This window comes from Mesorhizobium atlanticum, from assembly GCF_003289965.1.
Taxonomy (GTDB): Bacteria; Pseudomonadota; Alphaproteobacteria; order Rhizobiales; family Rhizobiaceae; genus Mesorhizobium; species Mesorhizobium atlanticum.
In genome coordinates this window covers 156,093-180,298 of the sequence record NZ_QMBQ01000006.1, presented here as the reverse complement: position 1 = coordinate 180,298, position 24,206 = coordinate 156,093, and the positions used below count along the sequence as shown (strand labels likewise).

Below are 24,206 nucleotides of genomic sequence, written 5' to 3'. Positions count from 1 at the left end.
GAAACAAGCGCAATAGCGCCCTTCCAGTCCACTGTCGATTGCTTTGTGACCTGATTTTGGTAGTGAGGGCGCTGCTTAATGTCGCTCGGAGAACGCGTCCCATGACCCCTGGAATCCGCCCGCTTGTCGCCGGCAACTGGAAAATGAACGGTACCAGCGCCTCACTCAATGAGTTGCGGTCGATCGGCAACGGGTTCATGAGCGGGCTCGACGCCGAGACCGAAGCGTTGGTGTGCGTGCCGGCGACGTTGCTCCAGCGCGCAGCCGAGATCCTGTCGCGCACGCCGGTCCGAGCCGGCGGAGAGGATTGCCATCCCAAGGAAAGCGGCGCCTTTACCGGCGAGATTTCCGCCGAGATGCTGAAGGATGCCGGCGCCAGCCACGTTATTGTCGGCCATTCCGAGCGCCGCGAGCTGTTCGGCGAGGACGACGCGATGGTCCATGCCAAGGCTTCGGCCGCCTGGCGGGCAGGGCTGGTGGCCATCATCTGCATCGGCGAGATGCGCGCCGAGCGCGAGGCGGGCGCCACGCTCGATGTCCTGTCGCGCCAGCTCGAGGGCTCCGTCCCGACCAGCGCCACCGCGGCGAACACCATCATCGCCTATGAGCCGGTGTGGGCGATCGGCACCGGCCTGACCCCGACGGCGGCCGACGTCGCCGAGGCGCATGCGCATATCCGCGGCAAGCTGACCGGTTTGCTCGGCGATGCCGCGGCCAGAATGCGCATTCTCTACGGCGGCTCGGTCAAGCCGTCCAACGCGGTGGAACTGCTCGGCGTCGAGAATGTCGATGGCGCGCTGGTCGGCGGCGCCAGCCTGAAGGCGGCCGACTTCCTCGCCATCGCGGAAGCCTACATGAACATCTCCTAGAGACCATCGCCTGGGCTTCCGCGGCATAAATCGTTGTATTGGCCGCATTGCTTCCCATATTCCCGGCCACGGGCTTGGAAATGCCGCCAAAGCATTGTAAGGAGCCGCCTCCAAAACACCGGTCGTATGCGCGGCCGCGCAAGGCCTCGCCAGGATAAATTATGGAAACCGTACTGATCGTCATCCACCTCATGGTCGTGCTCGCCCTTGTCGGCGTGGTGCTGCTGCAGCGCTCCGAAGGCGGCGGCCTGGGCATCGGCGGCGGTTCCGGTTTCATGACCGCGCGAGGTGCTGCGAATGCACTGACCCGCGCCACCGCGATCCTGGCGGCTGCGTTCTTCGTGACCTCGCTGGCGCTGTCGATCCTTGCCCGTTACGGCGAAAAGCCGATCGACATTCTCGACCGCCCGGCGACGTCGAGCCAGGGCAGCGGCGTGCTCAACCAGCTGCCGGGTTCCAATGGGCCGGTGGGCACCTCCAAGCCCGCGGCTCCGGCCGGCGGCACGGCTCCCGCGGCTCCATCGGGCGGCACGACGACCACGACGCCCCTTGCCAACGGCACCACGGCGCCTGCGCCGGCTCCGGCGACAACGCCTGCTCCGGCTGCGCCGGCGCCGGCAGCCAACGGCGTCACCTTGCCGGTTACTCCTCAGGTTCCGAACCAGTAACCGGCCAAGGACTGGCCGCGATCTGTTGTTCTTTGAACACAGTCGCGGCAAATGCGCGTCCGATCACAAAGATTCAACCGGGCGTGGCGCCTGCCTCAGCTTGAGGCGGTGACGGCTAATCGATTATAGATTGCCCGCGGCACATTATCGGCGTCCTTGGGGGGCGCCGGGCGACGCCGTGGGCAACTTGCTTTTGAACAATCGGATCTTCGCCATGCAGCTTCGCAGCTTCATCCTCCTGGGAGTCTGTGCCGTCCTCGGCATGGGTTCCGCGGCCATTGCCGGACCGGCAAATCTGGCCACTTCCCCGTCGGTAGAGACGACCGACGCCATTCCAGTCGTCGCCGCCAAGAGCGACGCATCACAGCTGAAGCTTCTCAAGAAGAAGAAAAACCCGACCTCGGGCGATCTTGCGCAGATCAGCAAGCTCGAGGCCAAGATCGCGGCCGACAAGGAAGCCGCCAAGGAAAAGGCGCTCGAAGCTCGCAAGCTGGCGATGCGTGAGGCGGCCAAGGCCAAGGCGGACGCGGCGCGCCAGGAATGGCTCGCCAAGAAGGGCAGCGCACCGGCAGAAGTCGCCGACGCCAAGCCGGCCAAGAAGACCACCAAGATCATCGCGCCGCTGGAGCCATTAGCGCCGCTCGTTCCGGTCAAGGCCGAAGAGCCGATCCCGGCCGAAGCCATGAACATCACCGCCACCGGCAACAATGGCGAGCTGCGCAGCGAGCAGCCCGGGCAGAAGCAGAGCAGCGGCGGGCTGTTCGCAGGCCTGTTCGGCGGTGCCTCGGTGTCTTCGATCAGCTATTTGCCAGAGACCCGCGCACTTGATTCGGCGCTCGCCAAAAAGGACGCCAAGCGGCCCTTCAAGGTGAAGCCGGAATTCGTGCCGCAGGACGTCACGTTCACCGGCTATGAGCCGGGCACCATCGTCATCGACACCAGCGCTCGTCGCCTCTACCTCGTCGAGTCGTTTTCCACTGCCCGCCGCTACGCCATCGCCGTCGGCCGCGAAGGCCTGCAGTTCAAGGGCACGGTGGCGGTCGGCGACAAGCAGGAATGGCCGCGCTGGATCCCGACGCTCGACATGCAGAAGCGCGAGCCGAAGCATTACGGCCAGTACAAGGATGGCATGCCCGGCGGCGGCGAGAACCCGCTCGGCGCGCGCGCCATCTACCTCTATGACGGCAAGAAGGACACGCATCTGCGCATCCACGGCACGATTGCTCCCCAGTCGATCGGAACCAGCGCCTCCAATGGCTGCTTCCGCATGATCAACGAGCACGTCATGGATCTCTACAGCCGCGTCAAGATCGGCACCAAGGTCGTTATTATCTAACGATTTCCATCATACTGCCGAAAGGGCCGGCACCGCCGGCCCTTTTGTTTTGAGTTCTGTTTTGACGGATGTCGGTCTTCCAAACTGCTTAGCATTTTTGGGCGACATGCTTCGCAAAGGCCCCGTGCGGGCCACCGGCGCCATTTTGGGAAAAAGCCTTCGCGGCGGTTTTTTTCTCTGGCGGAATCAATCAGGCCGCGTTAAGCGATGACTCCCATGGCGCGATATGTATTCATCACAGGCGGCGTGGTTTCCTCACTCGGAAAAGGCATCGCCGCAGCAGCTCTTGGGGCTCTTCTGCAGGCGCGGGGCTATCGTGCGCGGATCAAAAAGCTCGATCCCTACCTCAATGTCGACCCTGGAACGATGTCGCCATACCAGCATGGCGAAGTGTTCGTGACCGATGACGGCGCCGAGACCGATCTGGATCTCGGCCACTATGAGCGCTTCACCGGCCGTTCGGCCAACCAGCAGGACAACATCACCACCGGCCGCATCTACAAGAACATCATCGAGCGCGAGCGGCGCGGCGATTATCTCGGCGCCACCGTTCAGGTGATCCCGCACGTCACCGACGAGATCAAGCATTTCGTGCTGGACGGCAATGACGACTACGACTTCGTGCTGTGCGAGATCGGCGGCACGGTCGGCGACATCGAGGCCATGCCGTTCCTGGAGGCGATCCGTCAGCTCGGCAATGACCTGCCGCGCAACAACGCGGTCTATGTGCATCTGACGCTGATGCCCTACATCCCGACCGCCGGCGAACTGAAGACCAAGCCGACGCAGCATTCGGTCAAGGAACTGCGCGGCATCGGCATTGCGCCCGACATACTTCTGGTGCGCGCCGACCGGCCGATCCCGAAGGAAGAACGCCGCAAGCTTTCGCTGTTCTGCAACGTGCGCGAAAGCGCCGTCATCCAGGCGCTGGACGTGCCGCATATCTACGACGTGCCGATGGCCTATCACCAGGAAGGGCTCGATTCGGAAGTGCTGGCAGCTTTCGGCATCGACCCGGCGCCGAAGCCACGCATGGAGCCGTGGCAGGCGCTGTCCAAGCGCATCCACAATCCGGAAGGCGAGGTGACCATCGCCGTCGTCGGCAAATACACCGGCCTCAAGGACGCCTATAAGTCGCTGATCGAAGCGCTGTCGCATGGCGGCCTAGCCAACCACGTCAAGGTCAAGCTCGACTGGATCGAAAGCGAGATCTTCGAGAAGGAGGATCCCGCTCCCTGGCTGGAGAAGGTGCACGGCATCCTCGTTCCGGGCGGCTTTGGCGAGCGTGGCTCGGAAGGCAAGATCCTGGCCGCCAAGTTCGCGCGTGAGCGGAAAGTGCCTTATTTCGGCATCTGCTTCGGCATGCAGATGGCCTGCATCGAGGCAGCACGCTCGCTGGCCGGCGTCGATCATGCGTCGTCGACCGAGTTCGGCCCGACGGATGAGCCAGTCGTCGGCCTGATGACCGAATGGCTGAAGGGGAACATGCTTGAGAAGCGCCGGGCTACCGGCGATCTCGGCGGCACGATGCGGCTCGGCGCCTACCAGGCCGAACTCGCCAAGGGCTCGAAAATCGCGGACATTTACGGCGACACGCAGATTTCCGAGCGCCACCGGCACCGCTACGAGGTCAATATCGACTACAAGCAGCGGCTGGAAGAGTGCGGACTGGTCTTCGCCGGTATGTCGCCCGACGGCGTGCTGCCGGAGACGGTCGAATATCCGGACCATCCCTGGTTCATCGGGGTGCAATACCACCCCGAACTGAAGAGCCGTCCGCTCGACCCGCATCCGCTGTTCGCGAGCTTCATTTCGGCGGCGGTGGACCAGTCGCGCCTGGTTTGAGCAACCGGCTGGCCACCAGCGATGCAGACCTATGTCGCGCTGCTCTATAGCATAGGCCTCGGCGATGGCCGGCGCCTCGTCATGTCGGACTTCAAGGCGATGGCCGAAGATCTCGGCTTCAACAATGTCCGCACGCTGGTATCGACCGGCAACCTGGTCTTCGAGGCGCGAGCAGGCGAAATTTCGAAACTTGAGCGTCGGCTCGAAAAGGCCTTCGAAAAAACTTTCGGCCGCCATGTCGATATCATCGTGCGTCGGGCCGAGGATTGGTTGAAGCTCGCGGCGTCCAATCCATTCCCTGCCGAATCGGCTGAAGCCGGGGACCAGGTCGCGATTCGGGTGATGCGCCAACCTGTCGCCGACGAAGCGCTATCGGGACTTCAGACGCGCGCGGCCGACGATGAGAAGGTGCTTTTGGTCGACGGCGATATCTGGCTGGTCTTTTCGCGCCAGCGGCCGAGCTCGCGGCTGCTTGCCGCCGCCAATCACAAGCGCCTGGGCATCGGAACGTCGCGCAACTGGAACACGGTGCGCAGGCTGGCTGAAATGGTAGGCGGGGCCTTCCCTTCTCCCCCTGTGGGGGAAGATGGCCGCGAAGCGGCCGGATGAGGGGTGTTCCAGGGAACGCCAACGTCTCACTCCGCTGGAACACCCCTCATCCGTCTCGGCGCTATCGCGCCGATCCACCTTCTCCCGCGAGGGGAGAAGGGGAAAGTGCGCTCAGGCCTTGGCTGTTCTTGCACCCGCGCCAAGCGCCATGGTGCGCAGGACGTAGTAGACGGCGCCGGCGATGGCCACGCCGAAGAACCAGCCATAGACGCCCCACCAGGCCGGCAACCAACTGGTGAAGTTGGGCAGGATCGAGGAAAAGACCGCGCCGATGCCGGCGGCGATAAAGGCGTTGACATGCCAGCCGCTCTGGAACCGGAATTCGCCGTTCTCGCGGTAGAGCGCTTGAACATCGACCTCGCTTTTACGGATCAGATAGTAGTCGACCATCATCACGCCGAAGATCGGCCCCATCGTCGCGCCGATGATGCCGACGAAATGCGCCGCGCTGCCTTCCCAGGGCGCGAAGGGATAGAGCACCAGCGCAATCAACGCCGCGATGTAGCCGCCTTTCTTGAAGTCGATCTGGCGCGGGAAGACATTGGAGAAGTCGAAGGCCGGCGAAACGAAATTCGCCACCACGTTGATGCCCAGCGTCGCCACCGCGAAGGTGAGCGCCGCAAGGGCCGCCAGGAACCAGCTGTCGAACTTGGCCGAGATCTGGTCGGGGTGGAGCAGCACCTCGTGGTAGACGTCATAGGCGGCGATCGTCGTGACGCCGGCGACCAGCGAGAACAGGATAAGGTTGACCGGCAGGCCCCAGATATTGCCCTTGCGAAGTGCGGCATTGTCGGGCGCGTATCGGGCGAAATCGCAGAAGTTGAGATAGAGCGCCGAGAAATAGGTCACCCAGATCGCCGCGACGCCGAACAGCGCGGTCCAGGACCCCGGATCACCCGGAATGCCGGCGTCGGCGGTCTTCTCGCGCAGCACGTCCATCGGGATGTCGCTGGTGAAGGCGAAGCTGCCCGATTTCACGCAGAGATAGATGGCCAGAAGCAGCATCATCACCCAGACGGCGGGACCGGCCCAGTCCTGGAAGCGGCGCACAGTCTCCATGCCTTTCTGGATGATCAGCAGTTGCAGCGCCCAGATGATGACGAAGCAGATCACCTCCAGGGTCGAGTGTCCGAGCATATGCGAGGTCTTGTTGAACTCGTCGAACCATTGCAGGCGCGTCAGCAGCGCCACGATGGCGCCCGACGCCGCGGCCGTCTGAGCGCCATACCAGAAGCAGGCGACAATGGCGCGTACCAGCGCCGGGACGTTGGCGCCCCAGATGCCGAAGGAGGCACGGGCAAGCACGGGGTAGGGCACGCCGGTCTTCACGCCGGCATAGCCGACCATGTTCATCAGCGCGTAGATGATCAGCGAGCCGATGCCGATGGCGATGATGAAATTGACGAAGCCGCCGCAGAACAGAAACAGGCTTGCCGCCAGATAGTAGCCCCAGAGGCTGTGGACGTCCGAGGTCCAGACATTGAAGATCGAAAACGGTCCCCAGTTCCTGACCGTTGCGGGTGCCAGATCCTCGTTGTAGAGGTCGGGCGATGCGCCTTGAATGGTCATTGCAGTAGTTCCCCTTTTTTTGCAAAACGCGCCCTCACGCGTTTGACCGCGAAGGTTAAGCCTGACGCCAGGGAACCGGCAAGCAACCCATTTGCCGGCTTTCGCCTTAAAGATATTCAATGAGAATCGCCGTTATCCGATGGCGCCTGGCTGGCGGCGAGCCGAGTCGGCAGAGGTTTTTCCCGCATGCCGGGCGGTTCCAGATTTTTTCCACCGGCAATCAAATTTGTTTGGAACCGATCAGCGAGACGTGCGTTTAGTGGGGTTCGACCGCTCTGCGGCCGACCGGGAGGATAATCATGGATCGCTTGCATTTCTTTACCCCAGTGCGAATTGCGCGTGGGCAGGGATACCCTGTGGAGGAAGTCGATAGCGTCTCCGAGGCGATGGTGTTCCTGCGGAAATGGCCCACGGGAAGACGCGGCCCGGTTTATCAATGCGCCCTGAATTGCTGCGCGGCGGCAATGTCGGGCAAGATGTCGGCCGAGGAAGCGCGGAAAGCTTTTGTTGGCTTTGCCCGCATCACCCGCCTGCTCGACGACGATATGGCGCTGCCGCTGGGCGGCGTGTCGATGGACAACGTCTACGCGTTGCGGCGCTAGGCCGAAAAACCCACTTGAAATCAATATGCTGCGTCGGCGACGGCGCGGCATGTGAGGTATTGATGGTTTCCAGGTTCCGCATCATGTCGGATCGGGAGCCGACGTTTGACTCATCGAGAGCGCCATTTGGCTCCCCGCTAATTTCTAGAAGCCAACGCTTTCGAAGCAACAAAGGCGTTGAAAATACTTATACGATTTCGGCGTGAAGTATCTTTAAACCTGTTGGCCCTATTCCTACGTCATCGTTGTTATGTCTATCAAGGCAACACCGATGTAACATCGCTACGGCCACGCCTTTCTCACGGGGGACTCGGGAGGCGCGGTCACTTTCCCAAACGATGAGCAGCCCGAACGTTCGACATGCCTCGGTGCGTCGAGCGTCTCGGCGCGAAATCTCCCCGCTTTGTCAATCAACACCAGCCGGGTGGCGGCCGGGTGAACGAGCCTGCGCGCCCTTAGGAGACAAGACATGGAAGCCCTAGAATATCTCGGCCCGATGAAATGGACGGCGATCGAGATCGCCGTGCCGGTTGTCGTGCTGGCGATCCTGTTCTGGCGGAGCGGCATGGTCCGCTACATCCCGAACGACAGGCTCGGCATCCTGGAAAAACTATGGAGCTTTCGCGGCTCCGTCAGTGATGGCTTCATAGCGCTCAACCGTGAGGCAGGCTACCAGCCGGAAGTCGTGCGCGGCGGCCTGCATTTCTTCATGCCGTTCCAATATTCGATGCACCGCGCCAATCTTGTCACCATCCCGCAGGGCCAGATCGGCTACGTCTTTGCGCGTGACGGCAAGCCGCTGCCTCCGACGCAGACACTTGCTTCCAACACCGATGCCGATGATTTCCAGGATGTGCGCGGCTTTCTCGAAAAGGGCGGACAGAAAGGACCGCAGCGCAAGATCTTACGCGAAGGCACCTATGCCATCAATCTCGCGCAATTCATCGTGCTCACCGCCCAGTCGATCTATGCCGTCAATCTAAGCTCGTCGGAACAAAACCTTTTTTCCAACATGTCCAGCATGATCTCGGAGCGGGGCGGCTTTGAGCCGGTCGTCATCCACAATGCCGAGGACATGATCGGTATCGTCACCATCCATGACGGTCCGGCCCTGCCGGACGGCGAGATCATCGCGCCGACCGTGGCCAACGATCCGAGCGACCCTAACTTCCACAACAATTTTCAGGACCCGGAGAAGTTTCTCAAGGCCGGTGGCTATCGTGGCCGGCAGCTGCAAGTGCTGGCCGACGGCAGCTACTTCCTCAATCGCATTTTCGCGACCGTCGAACTGGTCGAGAAGACGATCATCGACGTTGGCACGGTGGGTGTCGTCGTCTCCTATAACGGCCGCCACGGCACGGACATATCCGGGCAGGCATACCGTCACGGCGAATTGGTCGAAATCGGCGCACGCGGTGTCTGGTCGACGCCGCTGCTGCCGGGCAAGTATGCGTTCAATACTTATGCCGGCAATATCATCACCGTGCCGACCACCAACTTCGTGCTCAAATGGACGAAGGAGCAGTTCGGCGAACACAGGCTGGACGAGAACCTGTCCGAAGTGTCGTTGATCACCAAGGATGCGTTCGAGCCTGTGTTGCCGCTCTCCGTCGTCGTGCATATCGACTATATGAAGGCGCCGCTGGTGGTGCAGCGTTTCGGTGACATCAAGCGGCTGGTCGAACAAACGCTCGATCCGATGGTTTCCGCCTATTTCAAGAACATCGCCCAGACAAAGACGCTGATCCAGCTTTTGCAGGAGCGCAGCGACATCCAGCGCAAGTCGGGCGAGGAGATGCGCGAGAAATTCAATTCCTACAGCCTCGAACTGCAGGAAGTGTTGATTGGCACGCCGCGTGCCGCCAACGGCCAGAACAGCATTGAGCAGATCCTGATCCAGCTGCGCGAGCGCCAGATCGCGGTCGAAAAGGTCGAGACCTACAAATTGCAGGAGAGGGCGGCCACCCAGGAACGCACCTTGCGTGAGAAGGAGGCGCTGGCCGAACAGCAAGCCAAGATCACGACCTCGGCACTTACCATCGAGATCAGCGAGAACGAGGGCAAGGCGCAACTCGCTCGCACCCGTCAAGAGGCGGAAACCATCCAGGTCACCGCCAAGGCGGAGGCGGAGAAGGTGCGCGTCGCCGGCCAGGGCGAGGCCGACATGATCAAGGCTGTCGCGCTCGCCGATGCCGAACGTATCAAGGCGACCGGTTTTGCGGAGGCCGAGAAGGTGCGGGCCATCGGTCTGGCGGAGGCCGAGGCCACCGAGAAGAAAGTCGCGGCCTTCGGCGGCCCGGACTATCAGCTCAACTCGCAGGTCCTCATGCGCTTCGCCGAGGCGATCGAGAACGGCAGGCTGCCACTCGTGCCGCAGATCCAGATCGGCGCCAATGGCGGCGAGAAGGGAGCCGCCAATGGCCTTGTCGAGATGATGCTTTCGATGCTCGTCGCCGACCGGGTTGGACGGCAAAACCTGCCGGATGCGATCCCGGAACCCGTTGAGGAGGAATGAGCCGGTTGTAACAGCCCATTTTGACTGCAGACGAACCCCGTCGAATGTCGGCGGGGTTTTGTCGTCAAGAACGCGGCGCCAAGTGCGTGTGCTGTGAACCCGTTATCAGCGACCACTCGCTCTGACGGACGTCGGTTCGCGATAGCTTCGTGACTCAGGGTTCGCGGATGCTTTCGTCGAGGCCACTCAGCTTCTCGAACTATTTGAAATTAAACGGGAATACGATAGATCCCGCTAAAGGGTTTGACTGCGACACCTGCTGCGGCGATGAAATAGGCCATGAAGAAGACGCTTGCCATTGCACCCATGATGGATTGGACGGACAGGCATTGCCGGTTCTTCCACCGCCAGTTGACGGGGCGCGCGCTGCTTTACACCGAGATGGTTGTGGCGGACGCGGTTATCCACGGCGCGCGCGAACGACTGCTCGGTTTCGACGATGTCGAGCATCCGGTAGCGCTGCAGCTCGGCGGATCGGATCCGGCAAAGCTCGCCGAGGCAGCGCGGATCGGCGAGGCCTTCGGTTATGACGAGATCAACCTCAATGTCGGCTGCCCGTCCGACCGCGTCCAGTCGGGTACGTTCGGCGCCTGCCTGATGAAGACGCCGGACCTGGTCGCCGAATGCGTCGCGGCCATGAAAGCTTCGGTGAAAATCCCCGTCACCGTCAAATGCCGCATCGGCGTCGACGATCAGGACCCGGAACCCGCTCTCGACACGCTTGCCGACGGCGTGCTCGCGGCCGGCGCCGACGCGCTCTGGGTGCACGCCCGCAAGGCCTGGCTGGAGGGGCTGAGCCCCAAGGAGAACCGCGACATCCCGCCGCTCGACTATGCGCGCGTCTATCGGCTGAAGGCCAGAAAGCCGAACGAATTCATCGGCATCAACGGCGGCATTCAATCGCTTGCCGAAGCGTCGGCGCATCTCGGCCATGTTGACGGCGTGATGCTCGGCCGCGCCGCCTATCATACGCCCGGCATCCTGACCGGCGTCGATGCCGCGTTCTACGGCGAAGTGGCAGCCGCCTTCGACTATCCGGCGCTGATCGACGCCATGGCCGGCTATGCCGCGCGCCACATCGAGCGGGGCGGGCGGCTCGGCCACATCACCCGCCATATGGTCGGACTGTTCCACGGCTTGCCTGGCGCGCGCCGTTTCCGGCAGATCCTCTCTACGGATGCAAATAAGCCCGGCGCCGGTCCGGAGGTGCTGAAGAGCGCGTTCGCAGCGATCGATTTCACGGCCGTGGAAGCCGACGCTGCCTGACTTTCGGTTAAGCGCGTTGCGCTTTAACCTTTTTTCTAATGCATGTCGTGGTCCCAGAGCCGCTACGCAGTTCCGGGCGACATTAGTCCCGCAGGATCATGCGGTCGCCGCGCACGTCGAAACCCGACAATGAGCCGATGAAGTTCATGCCGAGCAGGCTTTGCTCGAGCATGCCAGGCGCCGCGACCATCACCGTCATATCCTTGCGCACGATGCCGCCGATCGCCACCTCGTTGACCCTGACAGTCGCCGCGCGCGCCATGCCGTTGGCGGTGGAGACGTCGACGCTGTAGCTGAGCGCTGCCGGGTTGAAACCCGCGGCCTGAGCATCTTCCGATGTCAGCACCGTGCTGGTCGCGCCGGTGTCGACGACGGCGCGCACTGGCGTGCCGTTGACCAGGATGCGGGCCTCGAAATGGCCATTGTCGGCCTTGTCGAGCGTGACGGTCGGGCGGCCATTCTCCAGGCCAAGCGCCAGCGGGCTTCCCGGCACCAGCCCGGCGGTCACGCGGCTCGCGACGTCCTGCAACTCGTAGCGATACTGGTAGCCGGCGATCAGCACGAGCACGAACGCGGCCCAGACGCCGAGATTGCGCGCCATGTCGCCCAGAGGCCGGCCGGAGCGGAGCAGGCTCGCGCCGATCACCATGACCAGCACGCCGACCCAGATCAGCCGGCCGAAATCATTGTTGTTCATGCCGAAAGTGCGGCCGGCCGAATTGTTGAGCATCAAGAGCACCAGCCCGGCGCCGATCACCGCCATCACGATCCAGAACAGCCGGTTCATCGGTTTCTTCTCACAAAACGCCGCGTTCGCGCGCCATGCGGGCACGCCTTGTTTCGCGGCGCGGCCGCCGCTCGACCGTTTCGAGCCGCGCCGGCAGTTCGGACATCACCGCCCGGCGCGTTTCGGGGGTCATCGTGAGCCAGCCGGAAATCTCGTCGCGCGTGCGCCCGCAACCGAAGCAGAAGCCGGTTTTCATATCGATCGAACAGACCAGGATGCAGGGGGATTCGATGGCGGTCATGCTGTTCTCTTGCGTTCATTCCACATGGTGCAACCGCCGGATCAATGCAAGCCCTCCGCGATGCGTCGCAAGTCAACGTGTTCGCGGCATCGTCAGGCGGTTGTGCCGGCTGCAGAAGGCGGCTATGCCGCTTGCGATTTCCGCAACGAACCGCGACCGACATAAATGCCTGCTAAGCCTTTCGATGACTTCCGAAGCCTGCTGGCGGCGCTGCCGCCTGCCGATGACGCGGCGGGCGCGCGTGTCCGCTCGCTGTTTGCCAAGGCGGACAAGCCGAACGAATCGCTCGGGCGCATCGAGGACATCGCGGCCTGGATTGCCGCCTGGAGCGGGCGGGCGCCGCCGGCGATCAACCGGCCACTGGTGGCGATCTTCGCCGGCAATCATGGCGCCGTCAGGCATGGCATTTCGCCGCGGCGTGTGGCTGCGACCGCCAATGAAGTCGAGCTCTGCGCCGCCGGCGGGGCCGCGATCAACCAGGTCTGCATCGCCAACGATCTCGGCCTGAAAGTCTTCGACCTGGCATTGGATATCCCCACAGGCGACATCACGGAGGAAGCCGCGCTCGATGAGCGCGGCTGCGCCGCGACCATGGCCTTCGGCATGGAGGCGGTCGCCGGCGGCGCGGATCTGCTGTGCCTGGGTGATCTCGGGGTTGGCAATTCGACCATCGCGGCTGCCCTTTGCGCCGCGCTGTTCGGCGGCAAGGGGACGGATTGGGTTGGGCCGGCGTCTGGCGCCGATGCGGCGACGATGGCGCGAAAAGCCGAGGTTGTCGATCGGGCGCTGGCGTTTCATGGTTCCGGCCTCGGCGATCCGCTGGAGGCTCTGCGACGGGTCGGTGGGCGCGAGTTCGCGGCGATCTGCGGCGCCATTCTTGCGGCCCGCATGGAGAAGATTCCCGTCCTGCTCGACGGATTCGTGGCGACTGCCGCGGCCGCTGTTCTGCATGCGGCCAGCCCCGGCACGCTCGATCATTGTCTGCTTGCCGGCCTGTCGCCCGAGCCCGGCCACGCCAAGGCTGCCGAAAGGCTCGGACTGCGGCCTCTGCTCGATTTCGGCATCAGCCATGGCGAAGGGGTAGGGGCTGCTCTCGCTGCCGGTATCGTCAAAGCCGCGGCGCTGACCAGCTCAGGCATGGCGATGGCTGTTCGGCTGTAGAGCCGCAGGGATCGCGTCAGCGGCGCCCGCGCGTGGCGACCGTCCTGGTCGGCAGGGCCGGCAATTCCTCCATCACCCGGCTCAGCGGGAAAATGGCAATCGCCTCCGTGCCTTCACGCAACTTGGAATGAAGCTCGAACTCGCCGCCATGCATGGCGAGCAGGCCCTGCACGATCGGCAGGCCGAGGCCGGTTCCCTGTTCGGCACTCTTGATGGCGATCGAGCCCTGGCCGAAAGCGGAAAGCACCACCGGGATTTCTTCATCCGGTATGCCCGGTCCATTGTCCTTGACCGAAATGTACTGGCCGCCGCCGGCGGTCCAGCCGACGCGCACGCGCACTTCGCCGCCGGACGGCGTGAACTTGATCGAATTGGACAGGAGGTTGAGCGTGATCTGCCGCACCGCGCGCTCGTCGGCGAAGAGGCGCGGCAAGGTCTCCTCGAACTCCTGGATGATGCGGATATCCTTGTTGCGGGCCCGCAGCTCCATCATGTGGCAGCAATCCTCGACAATGGTCACCAGCACGACCGGCTCCTCGTTGAGCTGGTAGCGGCCGGCCTCTATGCGCGACAGGTCGAGGATCTCGTTGATCAGGTCGAGCAAATGCTGGCCGGACTCGTGCACGTCATGGGCATAGTCGCGATAGGTCGGATTGTTCATCGGACCCAGCACCTCATTGGCCATCACCTCGGAGAAGCCGAGGATGGCGTTGAGCGGCGTCCTGAGCTCGTGGCTCATCGAGGCGAGAAAGCGCGACTTCGCCAGATTGGCGTCCTCGGCGCGCCGCCTTGCCTCGTCCGACATGGATTTCGCCGTCTCCACCTCGGCGATCAGCGCGTCTTTTTCCGAACGGAATGAAAGAAGCATCAACGAGGCCCGGTTGAGATGACGCGCGACGTAACCGAAGAAGGGAAGTGCGGCGATGAGGAGCGCCGCCATCGTGGCTTCGATCGGCGTCCACACGCGGATGATGGTGTAGACATAGACGGCAACGGGGATGGCGAAGGTCGCCAACAGCGCGCCGCCAAGCGAGGAGGCCATTACGGCGGTTGTCGCCATCGCGATCAGCAGCACCATGGCCTTGGCCACATGGAACTGGTCGATCTGGCAGGTTTCGCAGCCGATCCATGCGAACCAGGCCCAGCCCAGGCCACACAGGAAGTGGCCGATCAGAAAATCGCGGCGCGTCTGTGCCGGGTCGAGTTCGGCGGCTTCGGTTCGCTCGACGCGCCGCGACATGAAAGCGACGATCGCGTAGCAAAGCAGCATCGCCAGGGCCCAGATGGTGATCTGGTTGCCCAGGCCCGCCAGCCGGCCGAGAGCCGCCACCGCAAGCACCAGCAGCGGGATTGCGACCGCGCTGACCACCATGGCGCGCGCATGCAGTTTCAGGAGTTCGCGGTCGAAGTCGAGGCTGCCGGCCTGTTGCGAAAGGCGATCGCGCGTCTTGCGCACCGCGCGCGCCACATCGCTGTTGCGGTGCGGTTTACGCCGGTCCACAATGAATTTATCCGCTGTGTTCGAGCGTAGCAAAGGCATACGGACTTCAATTTCTGCGCGCAGCGATTTTCAGTTCGTTAAGCTACGTTCGAATGATTAAGAGACTGTTTGCCATATGAGCCGCTTCGGGCCGCGAGGACCGCGCCGGCGCTATGCGGCAAGCCCGCCGCGCAGCCTCTGGCGCAAGCTGCTGGACTATGGGCTGGCCTTCTTGTTGCTCGGGTTGCTGATCCTGGTGGCGGCGCGGCTCGATCGTTTCGAGACCCGCAGGGAGCAAGGCACGGCGATCGTCAATGACGGCGATTCGATCACGCTCGGGACCGAGCGCATCCGCATGCGCGGCATCGACGCTCCGGAATACCAGCAGACCTGCCAGAAGCCCGGCGCCGACTATCCTTGCGGCAAGCTGGCGCGGCAGTCGCTGGTGCGCCTCATCGCTGGCAGGCCTGTTTCCTGCAGCGGCTGGCAGCGCGACCGCTACGGCCGGCTGCTCGGCGATTGCAAGGCAGGCGACACCGACCTGAATCGGGCCCAGGTGCAGGCCGGATGGGCTGTTGCTTTCGGCGGCTTCGAGACCGAGGAAGCGGTGGCGAGAGCGGCCAAAGTCGGCATCTGGGCAGGCACCTTCGAGGCGCCACAGGATTGGCGCGACAGCCATCACAATGCGCCGGTCGAGCGAAAGCACGGCAAGCTGGCCTCGTTCGGCGACGCGTTGCGCGAGTTCTTTCGCTTCTGGTGATGGGCGTATCCGGGCCCTATGATCCGGTGGAGAAGCTGGAGGATGGAATGAAGCTGTTCGATGGCGGCCGCGCGCCCAATCCCCGGCGTGTGCGTGTCTTCCTTGCCGAGAAGGGGCTGACGGTGCCGCTTGTGCCCGTCGACATGGGCGCGCTGGAGCATCGCGGCGAAGAGGTGGCGCAGCGCAATCCGCTGCGGCGCCTGCCGGTGCTCGAGCTCGACGACGGCACCATCATCACCGAATCGATCGCCATCTGCCGCTATTTCGAGGAGTTGCACCCCGAGCCGGCGCTGTTCGGCAAGGGCGCGCTCGGCAAGGCAAAAGTCGAGATGTGGCAAAGGCGCCTGGAACTGAATCTCATGGTCAGCGTCGCCGCCGCGTTCCGGCACATCCATCCGGCGATGAAGGAGTGGGAAGTGCCGCAGATCCCGGAATGGGGCGAGGCCAACAAGCCGAAGGCGATCGAGTTCCTGCGCCTCTTCGACAAGGAACTGGCGGAGCGCGAATTCGCCGCTGGCGATGCCTATTCGGTTGCCGACATCACCGGCATGATCGCCATCGATTTCATGAAACCAGCCCGCATCAAGGTACCAGAGGAATGCACGAATGTGCTGCGCTGGTACGGGGCGCTGACGAGCCGGCCGAGCGCGAAGGCTTGAGCGACGAAAATTGGATAGTCCGCCCGATATGAGCGAAGCATTGGAGCGCCTCACCGCCAGGGTACGGGCCTGCCGCATCTGCGTCGACCAGCCGCTTGGCCGGCCCTTGCCGCATGAGCCCCGCCCGGTATTGCGACCGTCCTCGAGCGCGCGCATCCTGCTCGCCAGCCAGGCGCCCGGCACCAAGGTTCACCTCTCGGGCATGCCCTTCACAGACGCTTCCGGAGATCGTCTCAGAAGCTGGCTCGGCGTCAGCAGCGAAGAGTTCTACAACACCGAAAAATTCGCCATCGTGCCGATGGGCTTCTGCTTTCCCGGCCAGGACGCCAAGGGCGGCGACCTGCCGCCGCGCCGCGAGTGCGCGCCGGCCTGGCGCGCTCAGCTGATGGCGCTGATGCCCCAGATCGACCTGGTGCTGACCATCGGCGGTTATGCACAGGCCTGGCATATGGGCACGACCCGCGCGGCGTCCTTGACGGATACGGTGAGGAATTGGCGCGCCGTCTGGGATGCGCCGGCCGGTCCAAAAGTGTTGCCTCTACCGCATCCGTCGTGGCGAAATATCGGCTGGCTGAAGAAGAATCCCTGGTTTGAAATGGATTTGCTGCCCTTCCTCAGGTCGGAAATCCGCTATCGCATCAATTAGCGATCTCGCAAGATATCACTCGCTTTTGCCGCCTTCGGCAGAATTTCTTTCTTGTGAAAGGCTCCGATAAAAGGGATTATAGCCAAACTATTCCCCTGGAGCTTCCCATGGATCGCCTTGATAGAAAAATTCTCCGCCTCCTGCAGGAGGACGCCACGCTGGCGGTCGCTGACGTCGCCAAGAAAGTCGGCCTGTCGACCACGCCGTGCTGGCGACGTATCCAGAAGCTCGAGGAAGAGGGCGTCATCAAGCGGCGCGTCGCCATCCTCGACCATGAGAAGGTGAATGTGCGCGTCACCGTCTTCGTGTCGATCCGCACCAATTCGCACAGCCATGAGTGGCTGCGGCGCTTCTCCGAGGTCATCCAGGAATTCCCGGAGGTGGTCGAGTTCTACCGCATGAGCGGCGACGTCGATTACCTGCTGCGCGTGGTGGTTCCGGACATTGCGGCTTACGATGCCTTCTACAAGCGGCTGATCGCCAAGATCGAGATCCGCGACGTGTCCTCGTCCTTCGCCATGGAGCAGATCAAATACACGACCGAAATCCCGCTGGATTACATGGTGCTGGACAAGGAATCGGGCGCGAACGCGGCGTGAGCTTCATGCCAGATCCCGGGCGTTAGTTCTTCTTCTTGTTGAGGAAACTCCACGGCGAGTTGACCGGCAGGGCAACCGTGTCCGGCACGCTGTCGACGCTCGCTACTTCCGCCTTGCGTACCGTATAGCCCGACTGGACGATCGATACGCCGTCGAGAATGAAGAGCTGGCTCTTCTCCATGCCGGGCTTCAGTACACCGGTGACGGCGACCGGCTCATAGGCCTCTTTCATCGTGTAGGGATGTGCCGGCGTCACCAGCACGATCTGGTTCGGCGGCGGCGTCGGCATGTGGCTGCAGGCGCCGGTCCACGGCACCAGCAGGAACTGGTAGACGAGGTCGCCGTCGCGATCGACTGGTAATGCATAGCCGGCTAATTGTATCGTCTTGTCCTGGAGATTGAGCGACAGAGTCTCGCCGTGGTCGGGCAGTTTTGCCGCGATCATCGGCAGGTTCGCGTCCTCGGCGACCGCCTGCGCGGCGGGCCGCAGATCCTTCCAGAGGATATGCGCGACATCGGCCGCGGCATCGGCTCCAGTGGCCGCGAACACGAGCGCCGCCGCCAGCGCCGCCCATGATTTGAAACGCATGCTCATCATCGCTCCATCCTCCGCCAGCCGATTCGCGGAATCGAGTAAAAGCGTCGTGACCAGCCCCGCTCAGCGGTCCAGCCGCATGATATGCCGGCGCGTGCCGGCGGTACCGATTTCATGGAAGCCCCGCGCGACGAACATGTCGCGAAAGCCCATGAAGCGATAGCTGGGCGCGGCCTCGTCGACGGGATAGGCCTCGATGACGCGCGCGCCTTTGCTGAAGGCATGATCGATCGCGGCGTCGAGCAGGGCGGAGGCCAGCCCGCGGCCGCGCAAGACCCTCGGCACATAGAAGCAGACGATCGACCATATGCCGGTCTCGCTATCGTCCTGCTGCTTTGACAGCTTCCGGTAGGTCTCGCGCGGCGCGACCGAGCACCAGCCGACCGGCTTGCCGTCCAACTCGGCGACGACGCCCACGGGAGTGCCGGCACCGATGCGCGCCATCATCATGCGCTTCTTCTCGTCGTTCCCAATGTGCTCGCGGCTGGAATGGCGCCAGGTCATGCACCAGCAATATTTCGGCGCGCCGGGCTGCTCGAACAGGTCTTCGAAACGGTCCCGCGTTTCTTGCGTCACCTCGACAAAGCGGATGCTGGTCAGGTCAGGCTTTTGCGGCTGCGAGCCTCGCGAGCTGTTTGGCATCCGTCAGTTCCTTCACTGCATCCCTGCCGATCCAGCGCGCCGTCCTGTCGGACGATGCCGCCAGTTTTTCCGCCAGCGCAAGGGCAGGGGCGTGCAGGCTCACCGAGCGCTTGCCGATCTGCCGCAGCGCCCAATTGACCGCCTTGCGGACGAAATTACGCGGATCGCGGGCATGTTTCTCGATCAGCGGCAGATAGGCAAGGAAGGTCGCGTCCGGCTCTTTCTTCAGATGCACCGCGCTCCAGGCCAGCATGGCAAAGGCGGTGCGGCGGACGAATTCGCGTTCGTCTTCAGCGAATTCGTCGATCAGATCGCGCCAGAATGGCGTTTCGGCAAACAGGTCGGCAACAGTGTCGACGATCTCCCAGCTGTCGAAATCCGCGGCCCAGCGCCGGCATTGATCGATATCGACCTTCCTCGGCTCGCCGGTGAAGGCCGCCACCAGCCGCGCCTCCCGAATGCCGCTGTCCCACAGCAGAAGCGATCGCTCGTGGTTCTTCTTGAGCTTGCGCGCCAGCGGTCGCAAATCGGAATTGCCGATGCCAAGCGCGGTCGCCGTGTTGATGCCGAAGCGCGCCATGCCTGCCAAGTTCGCCTCAGTGCCGATCGCACGCAGGTGCGCGACGATGTCGTCGGCGCTCCAGCTTGGATCGGGGAGGGGCATTGCGACGCCTAGCGCTCCAGGCGGGCGAGAAGCGAGGACGTGTCCCAGCGCTTGCCGCCCATGTCCTGCACATCCTTGTAGAATTGGTCGATAAGCGCCGTCACCGGCAGCTTGGCGCCGTTGCGGTTGGCCTCCGCCAGGCAGATGCCGAGATCCTTGCGCATCCAGTCGACGGCGAAGCCGAAATCATATTTGCCGGCATTCATCGTCTTGTGGCGGTTTTCCATCTGCCAGGAGCCGGCTGCTCCCTTGGATATCACCTCGACAACCTTCTCGATGTCGAGGCCGGCCTTCTTGCCGAAATGGATGCCTTCGGCCAGCCCTTGGACGAGGCCGGCAATGCAGATCTGGTTGATCATTTTCGTCAGCTGGCCGGCGCCAGCCGGGCCCATCAACCCGACCATGCGAGCGTAGGCGTCGATTACCGGCCTCGCCTTGTCGAACGCGGCCTCATCGCCACCAACCATGACGGTCAGCATGCCGTTCTCGGCGCCGGCCTGGCCGCCGGACACTGGCGCGTCGAGGAAGGAAAAGCCCGCTTTGCGCGCGGCTTCGTCCAGCTCGCGCGCGACTTCGGCCGAGGCGGTGGTGTTGTCGATGAAGACGGAACCCTTCTTCATCGCGGCGAAGGCGCCGTTCGCGCCGGTGGTGACCGAGCGCAGATCGTCATCATTGCCGACGCAGGAGAAGACGAAGTCCTTGCCTTCTGCTGCCTCGGCTGGCGTCAGTGCCAGTTTGCCGCCATGCTGGGCCACCCACTGCTCGGCCTTGGCCTTGGTGCGGTTGTAGACGGTGACGTCATGGCCGCCCTTGTTCCTGAGGTGCCCGGCCATCGGATAGCCCATGACGCCAAGACCGAGAAATGCAACCGATGCCATGGACCTGCCTTCCAACAAAACAGAGATTTCAGTGTCGGAACGTCTAGGCCATGCAGCGAATTCGTCAAGGCGCGGCAAGCGGCATCGACTGGCACAGACCCGGAGGGTTTCGATCTATCGATGCAGGTGGACGGTGATCCGGCGCTCGATCCATTCGATGCCGTGGCGCAGGATTTCGACCATCACCAGGTAGACGATCGCGACCCAGATATAGGCCTGGATGTCGAAGGATTTGGCGTAAGCGAGCTTGGCGTTGCCCATCAGGTCGTAGACGGTGATGATGGCGACGATTGCCGAGGCTTTGATCATCAGGATGAGCTCGTTGCCGTAGGGCCTGAGCGCGACGATGATTGCCTGCGGCAGGATCACTTTGCGCAGTGTCTGCAATTTGTGCAGGCCGAGCGAGGCCGCACCCTCCCATTGTCCGCGCGGCACGCTTTCGATGGCGCCGCGCAGGATTTCGGCCTGGTAGGCGGCGGTGTTGAGCGAGAAGGCAAAGACACCGCAATAGAAGGCCTCGCGGAAGAACCACCACAATCCTACCGTTTCCAGCTCCGGCCGGAAGGAACCGACGCCGTAATAGACGAGATAGGTCTGCACGAGCAGCGGCGTGCCGCGGAAGAAATAGACGTAGCAATAGGCAAGCCCCGAAAGGAGCCAGTTCTTCGACATGCGGCCGTAGGCGACAGGCAGCGAGAAGATCGCTCCCAGTACCATCGAGATGGACACCAGCGCCAGGGTCGTTCCCAGGCCCTGCAGATAGGCCGGGGCGTATCTGGCGAAGAACTCAGGATTCCAGGCGTAGACGAGGTAAGCGACAATGCCGAGACCGAAGAGGATCCATACACCGACCAGTGCGTAGCCGACGATGCGGGCGCGCGGCCAGCCGCGGGCCAGAGGGGGCGGCTTGTCGACGACGATGGCCTGGCTGACGCTCATCGCACCGCCCTCCGCCCGAGATGACGCAGAATCTGGCCGGTGGCGATCGACGACAGGATGGCCAGCGCCAGGAAGATCAGCGCCGCCACGCTGTAGAACAGGAAGGCATGCTTGGTGACGCGCGCCGCCACGCCGGATTGGCGCAAGGTCTCAGCGAGATTGACAACCGAGACCAGCGAGGTGTCCTTGAGCAGGCTCAGCCAGCAATTCTCGAGGCCGGGAAAGGCAATGCGTATCAGCTGCGGCAGGATGATCAGCCGCATCGTCTGCCATTTCCCCAGGCCGATGGCGTAGCCGCCCTCATACTGGCCTTTCGGAATGGCGCGAAACGCGGAGAGGAAGACCTCGCTGGCGTAGGAGGAGAAGATCAGCGACAGCACGATCATGCCGGCGATGAAGCTGTTGACGTCGATCGTGGCATTCGGATTGAACAGCCGCACGATGTATTGCAGCAGAAGCGGCATGCCGAAGAAGAACAGGAAGAGCGTGACCAGCTCCGGCAAGCCGCGGAAAACCGTGGTGTAGATGTTGGCGGCGAGCCGCAGCGAGGGCTCTTCATGCTGCTTGGCGAAGGCGACGAAGAAGCCGATCGTCAGGCCGATCGGCAATGTGGCGAGCGCCAGCACGATGGTGACCAGGACGCCAGACGCAATGTCGTCACTCCAGCCATCCGGTCCCCAGCTGAGAAGTGTCCAAATGCTTTGGGCCGGCATTGACGGGTCGTGTCTCCGTGGCGATCCCGGGAGAAGAGAGGGGCGGCGAGGAGTGCCTCACCGCCCTTGGCGTAACGATCAGGATTCGGCGCCGTAGACGTCGAACTTGAAGTACTTGTCGTTGATTTCCTTGTACTTTCCGTTCTTGCGGATGGCGTCAATGGCGGCGTTCAGCTTGTTGACCAGATCGGTCTCGCCCTTGCGCACGGCAATGCCGGCGCCCGGTCCGAAGATTTCGACCGGCTGCGGCGATGGCTGGCCGAGGATCTTGCAGCAGGCGCCGTCCGGCGTATCCAGCCATTGCTGCAACACCACGATGTCGTCCTCGATCGCGTCGAGACGGCCATTGGCGAGGTCGGCCTGCTCCTCGGGGCTGCTCGGATAGCCCTTGATGGTGCTGTCGGTGTAGGTCTTGGAAGCGTAGTTGTAATGCGTGGTCGTGGTGGCGACGCCGATGCTCTTGCCGGCGAGGTCTTCCTTGGTCACGCCCTTGAGCGGCGAGTCCTTCGGCACGGCGATGGCCGACGGGGTGTTGTAGTATTTGTGGGTGAAGTCGACCTTTTCCTGGCGCTCTGGCGTGATCGACATCGAGGCCACGATGGCGTCGAACTTGCCGGCCTGGAGCGCCGGGATGATGCCGTCCCAATCCTGCGCGACGAAGGTGCACTTCACCTTCATCTCGTCGCAAAGCGCCTTGGCGATATCAATGTCGAAGCCGACCAGCTGGCCGTCCGAAGTCAGGTTGTTGAAGGGCGGGTACGCGCCTTCGGTGCCGATCCTCAGGGTCTTTTCCTGAGCCTGGGCGACGCCAAGTGTCAGCAGCGCGGCCGAAGCGGCAAGCGCGATACGCAGTGCAATACGCATGATAATCCTCTCATATTGTCATGGCCGCTGTCCCGTGCGGCTCTTGTGGGCGGAGCTTCTTGACCGCCCGCTGGGACGGATACTCCCACTCTTTGCAAGAAAAAAGCAACTGCAAATCAACGGCAAACGACAATCGCGATCTGCCGCTGCGTTACTTGGTTTGAGCGGCAAGACCCGTAATCTGCTCGACAAAGTCGGCTATCGATTTGGTGTCGTCGAGGTCGAAAACGGGGAGTTTTTCACCTTCGACCGTGAAGTCTGCAGCGACCGCGACAATGTTGGGATCGTTGGCCGAAAGCGGCGTCCGGTCCTTGGCATCGAGCCGCCTTGCCTCGATCTTTTTGTGCGCTTCGCGCTTGTAGCCTTCGACCAGCACGATATCCGAGGGCGCCAGGCGCGCCAGGATATCGTCGAGCGTCGGCTCGTCCTCGCCCCGCAATTCGTGCATCAGCGCCCAGCGCCGGCCGGAAACGATCGCGACCTCGGTGGCGCCCGCCTGCCGATGGCGAAAGGAGTCGGCGCCAGGCTTGTCGATATCGAAGTCATGGTGGGCATGCTTCACCGTCGAAACCCTCCAGCCGCGCGCCACCAGCTCGGCGACCAGCTTTTCCGTCAGGGTCGTCTTGCCGGAATTCTTCCAGCCGGTGATGCCGAATACGGGTCTCATGACCCGAGGCTTTGCAACAGACGCTCCGCCGACGCAAGATCGTCCGGCGTATTGACGTTGAAGAACGGATCGATCTTCTGGTTGCCTGCCTCGATCATCGGGAATTCGATCTCGACATGGCCCTGGCGCTGCATGAAGGCCGAAACCCGTCGGTTGTCCTCGTCGACCAGGAAATGACGCAGGGCGTCGCGCAGGCCGAGCGGCCAGAGCGCGAAGGTCGGATGCCACCTGCCACCCGAACTGGCGACGGCAATCGCGTCTGGCCGCTCGCGGGTTGCGGCTGCGAGGCGCTCGACGAGATCGGTGGGGAAGAATGGAGTATCGCCGGCGGCGCTCATCAGCCACCGGCAGCTTGTTTGCCTGGCCGCCCACTCGAGACCGGCGAGGATGCCCGCCAGCGGTCCGGCATGGCCCGGCACCGTGTCTTCGATCACCGGCAGGCCCGTGCCAGCAAATCGCGCAGGATCGCCGTTCGCATTGAGCCCGAGGGTCGCGACCTGCGGCTTCAATCGCGCGGCGACATGATCGATCAGCCTGGCTTTGCCCAATGAAAGCAACGGCTTGTCGCCGCCACCCATTCGGCGCGACTGGCCTCCCGCCAGAATGATCCCCACGACATTTCGATCCATCGG

At 63.0% G+C, this 24,206-nt stretch carries 26 protein-coding genes; 13 read left to right on the top strand and 13 right to left on the bottom strand.

Translation table 11 applies throughout. The features are described from left to right. Positions 1-101 precede the first annotated feature (101 nt). The 5 genes from tpiA to DPM35_RS21580 all read left to right on the top strand — a co-directional run bounded on the left by tpiA (position 102) and on the right by DPM35_RS21580 (position 5,327). Complete coding sequence (tpiA, locus tag DPM35_RS21600) at positions 102-869, top strand: triose-phosphate isomerase (RefSeq protein ID WP_112129274.1); 768 nt, start codon at positions 102-104, stop codon at positions 867-869. A 161-nt stretch (positions 870-1,030) separates the two neighbouring features. After that, positions 1,031-1,537, top strand: a complete 507-nt coding sequence (gene secG / locus DPM35_RS21595; protein ID WP_112129273.1) for a preprotein translocase subunit SecG — start codon at positions 1,031-1,033, stop codon at positions 1,535-1,537. A 214-nt stretch (positions 1,538-1,751) separates the two neighbouring features. Continuing rightward, positions 1,752-2,873 carry a L,D-transpeptidase gene (locus DPM35_RS21590; RefSeq protein ID WP_112129442.1) on the top strand — a complete coding sequence of 374 codons (1,122 nt, stop codon included), beginning with the start codon at positions 1,752-1,754 and terminating at the stop codon, positions 2,871-2,873. Positions 2,874-3,080: 207 nt separating this feature from the next. After that, positions 3,081-4,718: a CTP synthase gene (locus DPM35_RS21585; protein WP_112129272.1), complete on the top strand. Its 1,638-nt coding sequence runs from the start codon at positions 3,081-3,083 to the stop codon at positions 4,716-4,718. A 21-nt stretch (positions 4,719-4,739) separates the two neighbouring features. Next, positions 4,740-5,327: a DUF1697 domain-containing protein gene (locus tag DPM35_RS21580; RefSeq protein ID WP_112129271.1), complete on the top strand. Its 588-nt coding sequence runs from the start codon at positions 4,740-4,742 to the stop codon at positions 5,325-5,327. A 111-nt stretch (positions 5,328-5,438) separates the two neighbouring features. On the opposite strand, the gene DPM35_RS21575 is transcribed toward DPM35_RS21580, so the two are convergent. After that, positions 5,439-6,896 carry an NCS1 family nucleobase:cation symporter-1 gene (locus tag DPM35_RS21575; protein ID WP_112129270.1) on the bottom strand — a complete coding sequence of 486 codons (1,458 nt, stop codon included), beginning with the start codon at positions 6,894-6,896 and terminating at the stop codon, positions 5,439-5,441. Positions 6,897-7,195: 299 nt separating this feature from the next. Between DPM35_RS21575 and DPM35_RS21570 the strand changes: the two genes are divergently transcribed. The 3 genes from DPM35_RS21570 (at position 7,196) to dusA (ending at position 11,279) form a co-directional block, all read left to right on the top strand. Then, positions 7,196-7,498 (top strand): DUF982 domain-containing protein, encoded by a 303-nt coding sequence (locus DPM35_RS21570; protein ID WP_112129269.1) that lies wholly within the window; start codon positions 7,196-7,198, stop codon positions 7,496-7,498. Positions 7,499-7,967: 469 nt separating this feature from the next. Next, entirely contained in the window at positions 7,968-10,013 is a 2,046-nt protein-coding gene (locus DPM35_RS21565; RefSeq protein ID WP_112129268.1) for an SPFH domain-containing protein, read from the top strand. Positions 10,014-10,292: 279 nt separating this feature from the next. Then, positions 10,293-11,279, top strand: coding sequence for a tRNA dihydrouridine(20/20a) synthase DusA (gene dusA / locus DPM35_RS21560; RefSeq protein WP_112129267.1), 987 nt, complete (start codon positions 10,293-10,295; stop codon positions 11,277-11,279). Between the two features lie 82 nt (positions 11,280-11,361). On the opposite strand, the gene DPM35_RS21555 is transcribed toward dusA, so the two are convergent. Continuing rightward, complete coding sequence (locus DPM35_RS21555) at positions 11,362-12,066, bottom strand: TIGR02281 family clan AA aspartic protease (protein ID WP_112129266.1); 705 nt, start codon at positions 12,064-12,066, stop codon at positions 11,362-11,364. Positions 12,067-12,076: 10 nt separating this feature from the next. Next, positions 12,077-12,307 carry a DUF1289 domain-containing protein gene (locus DPM35_RS21550; protein WP_112129265.1) on the bottom strand — a complete coding sequence of 77 codons (231 nt, stop codon included), beginning with the start codon at positions 12,305-12,307 and terminating at the stop codon, positions 12,077-12,079. 165 nt (positions 12,308-12,472) lie between these two features. Here DPM35_RS21550 and DPM35_RS21545 point away from each other — a divergent pair, with 165 nt between their 5' ends. Then, a complete protein-coding gene (locus DPM35_RS21545) occupies positions 12,473-13,468 on the top strand; it encodes a nicotinate-nucleotide--dimethylbenzimidazole phosphoribosyltransferase (RefSeq protein WP_112129264.1) in 996 nt (331 codons plus the stop codon). Between the two features lie 16 nt (positions 13,469-13,484). Here DPM35_RS21545 and DPM35_RS21540 read toward each other — a convergent pair whose 3' ends face one another. After that, the gene (locus DPM35_RS21540) at positions 13,485-15,008 is read right to left on the bottom strand and encodes a sensor histidine kinase (RefSeq protein WP_112129263.1); all 1,524 of its coding nucleotides are present in this window, start codon (positions 15,006-15,008) and stop codon (positions 13,485-13,487) included. A 76-nt stretch (positions 15,009-15,084) separates the two neighbouring features. Between DPM35_RS21540 and DPM35_RS21535 the strand changes: the two genes are divergently transcribed. The 4 genes from DPM35_RS21535 (at position 15,085) to DPM35_RS21520 (ending at position 17,612) form a co-directional block, all read left to right on the top strand. Beyond that, complete coding sequence (locus tag DPM35_RS21535; RefSeq protein ID WP_112129262.1) at positions 15,085-15,708, top strand: thermonuclease family protein; 624 nt, start codon at positions 15,085-15,087, stop codon at positions 15,706-15,708. Between the two features lie 47 nt (positions 15,709-15,755). Beyond that, entirely contained in the window at positions 15,756-16,367 is a 612-nt protein-coding gene (locus tag DPM35_RS21530; protein ID WP_112129441.1) for a glutathione S-transferase, read from the top strand. Positions 16,368-16,395: 28 nt separating this feature from the next. Continuing rightward, positions 16,396-17,013 (top strand): uracil-DNA glycosylase family protein, encoded by a 618-nt coding sequence (locus DPM35_RS21525; RefSeq protein WP_112129261.1) that lies wholly within the window; start codon positions 16,396-16,398, stop codon positions 17,011-17,013. 107 nt (positions 17,014-17,120) lie between these two features. After that, entirely contained in the window at positions 17,121-17,612 is a 492-nt protein-coding gene (locus DPM35_RS21520; protein ID WP_006205209.1) for an Lrp/AsnC family transcriptional regulator, read from the top strand. A gap of 22 nt (positions 17,613-17,634) precedes the next feature. On the opposite strand, the gene DPM35_RS21515 is transcribed toward DPM35_RS21520, so the two are convergent. The 9 genes from DPM35_RS21515 to mobA form a co-directional block, all read right to left on the bottom strand. After that, positions 17,635-18,207: a DUF3299 domain-containing protein gene (locus DPM35_RS21515; RefSeq protein ID WP_112129440.1), complete on the bottom strand. Its 573-nt coding sequence runs from the start codon at positions 18,205-18,207 to the stop codon at positions 17,635-17,637. A gap of 63 nt (positions 18,208-18,270) precedes the next feature. Further along, complete coding sequence (locus DPM35_RS21510) at positions 18,271-18,849, bottom strand: GNAT family N-acetyltransferase (RefSeq protein ID WP_112129260.1); 579 nt, start codon at positions 18,847-18,849, stop codon at positions 18,271-18,273. After that, the gene (locus DPM35_RS21505) at positions 18,809-19,513 is read right to left on the bottom strand and encodes a DNA alkylation repair protein (protein ID WP_112129259.1); all 705 of its coding nucleotides are present in this window, start codon (positions 19,511-19,513) and stop codon (positions 18,809-18,811) included. The genes DPM35_RS21510 and DPM35_RS21505 overlap by 41 nt, the downstream gene beginning before the upstream one ends. Before the next feature lie 8 nt (positions 19,514-19,521). Continuing rightward, the gene (locus DPM35_RS21500) at positions 19,522-20,391 is read right to left on the bottom strand and encodes an NAD(P)-dependent oxidoreductase (protein ID WP_112129258.1); all 870 of its coding nucleotides are present in this window, start codon (positions 20,389-20,391) and stop codon (positions 19,522-19,524) included. A 114-nt stretch (positions 20,392-20,505) separates the two neighbouring features. Further along, complete coding sequence (locus tag DPM35_RS21495) at positions 20,506-21,330, bottom strand: ABC transporter permease (RefSeq protein ID WP_112129257.1); 825 nt, start codon at positions 21,328-21,330, stop codon at positions 20,506-20,508. Next, positions 21,327-22,043 carry an ABC transporter permease gene (locus DPM35_RS21490; protein ID WP_112129256.1) on the bottom strand — a complete coding sequence of 239 codons (717 nt, stop codon included), beginning with the start codon at positions 22,041-22,043 and terminating at the stop codon, positions 21,327-21,329. The genes DPM35_RS21495 and DPM35_RS21490 overlap by 4 nt, the downstream gene beginning before the upstream one ends. 78 nt (positions 22,044-22,121) lie before the next feature. Beyond that, positions 22,122-22,907, bottom strand: a complete 786-nt coding sequence (locus tag DPM35_RS21485) for an ABC transporter substrate-binding protein (protein ID WP_112129255.1) — start codon at positions 22,905-22,907, stop codon at positions 22,122-22,124. Positions 22,908-23,058: 151 nt separating this feature from the next. Further along, positions 23,059-23,574 carry a molybdopterin-guanine dinucleotide biosynthesis protein B gene (gene mobB / locus DPM35_RS21480; RefSeq protein WP_112129254.1) on the bottom strand — a complete coding sequence of 172 codons (516 nt, stop codon included), beginning with the start codon at positions 23,572-23,574 and terminating at the stop codon, positions 23,059-23,061. Continuing rightward, positions 23,571-24,203 (bottom strand): molybdenum cofactor guanylyltransferase MobA, encoded by a 633-nt coding sequence (mobA, locus tag DPM35_RS21475; RefSeq protein ID WP_112129253.1) that lies wholly within the window; start codon positions 24,201-24,203, stop codon positions 23,571-23,573. The genes mobB and mobA overlap by 4 nt, the downstream gene beginning before the upstream one ends. Between the last annotated feature and the right edge of the window lie 3 nt (positions 24,204-24,206).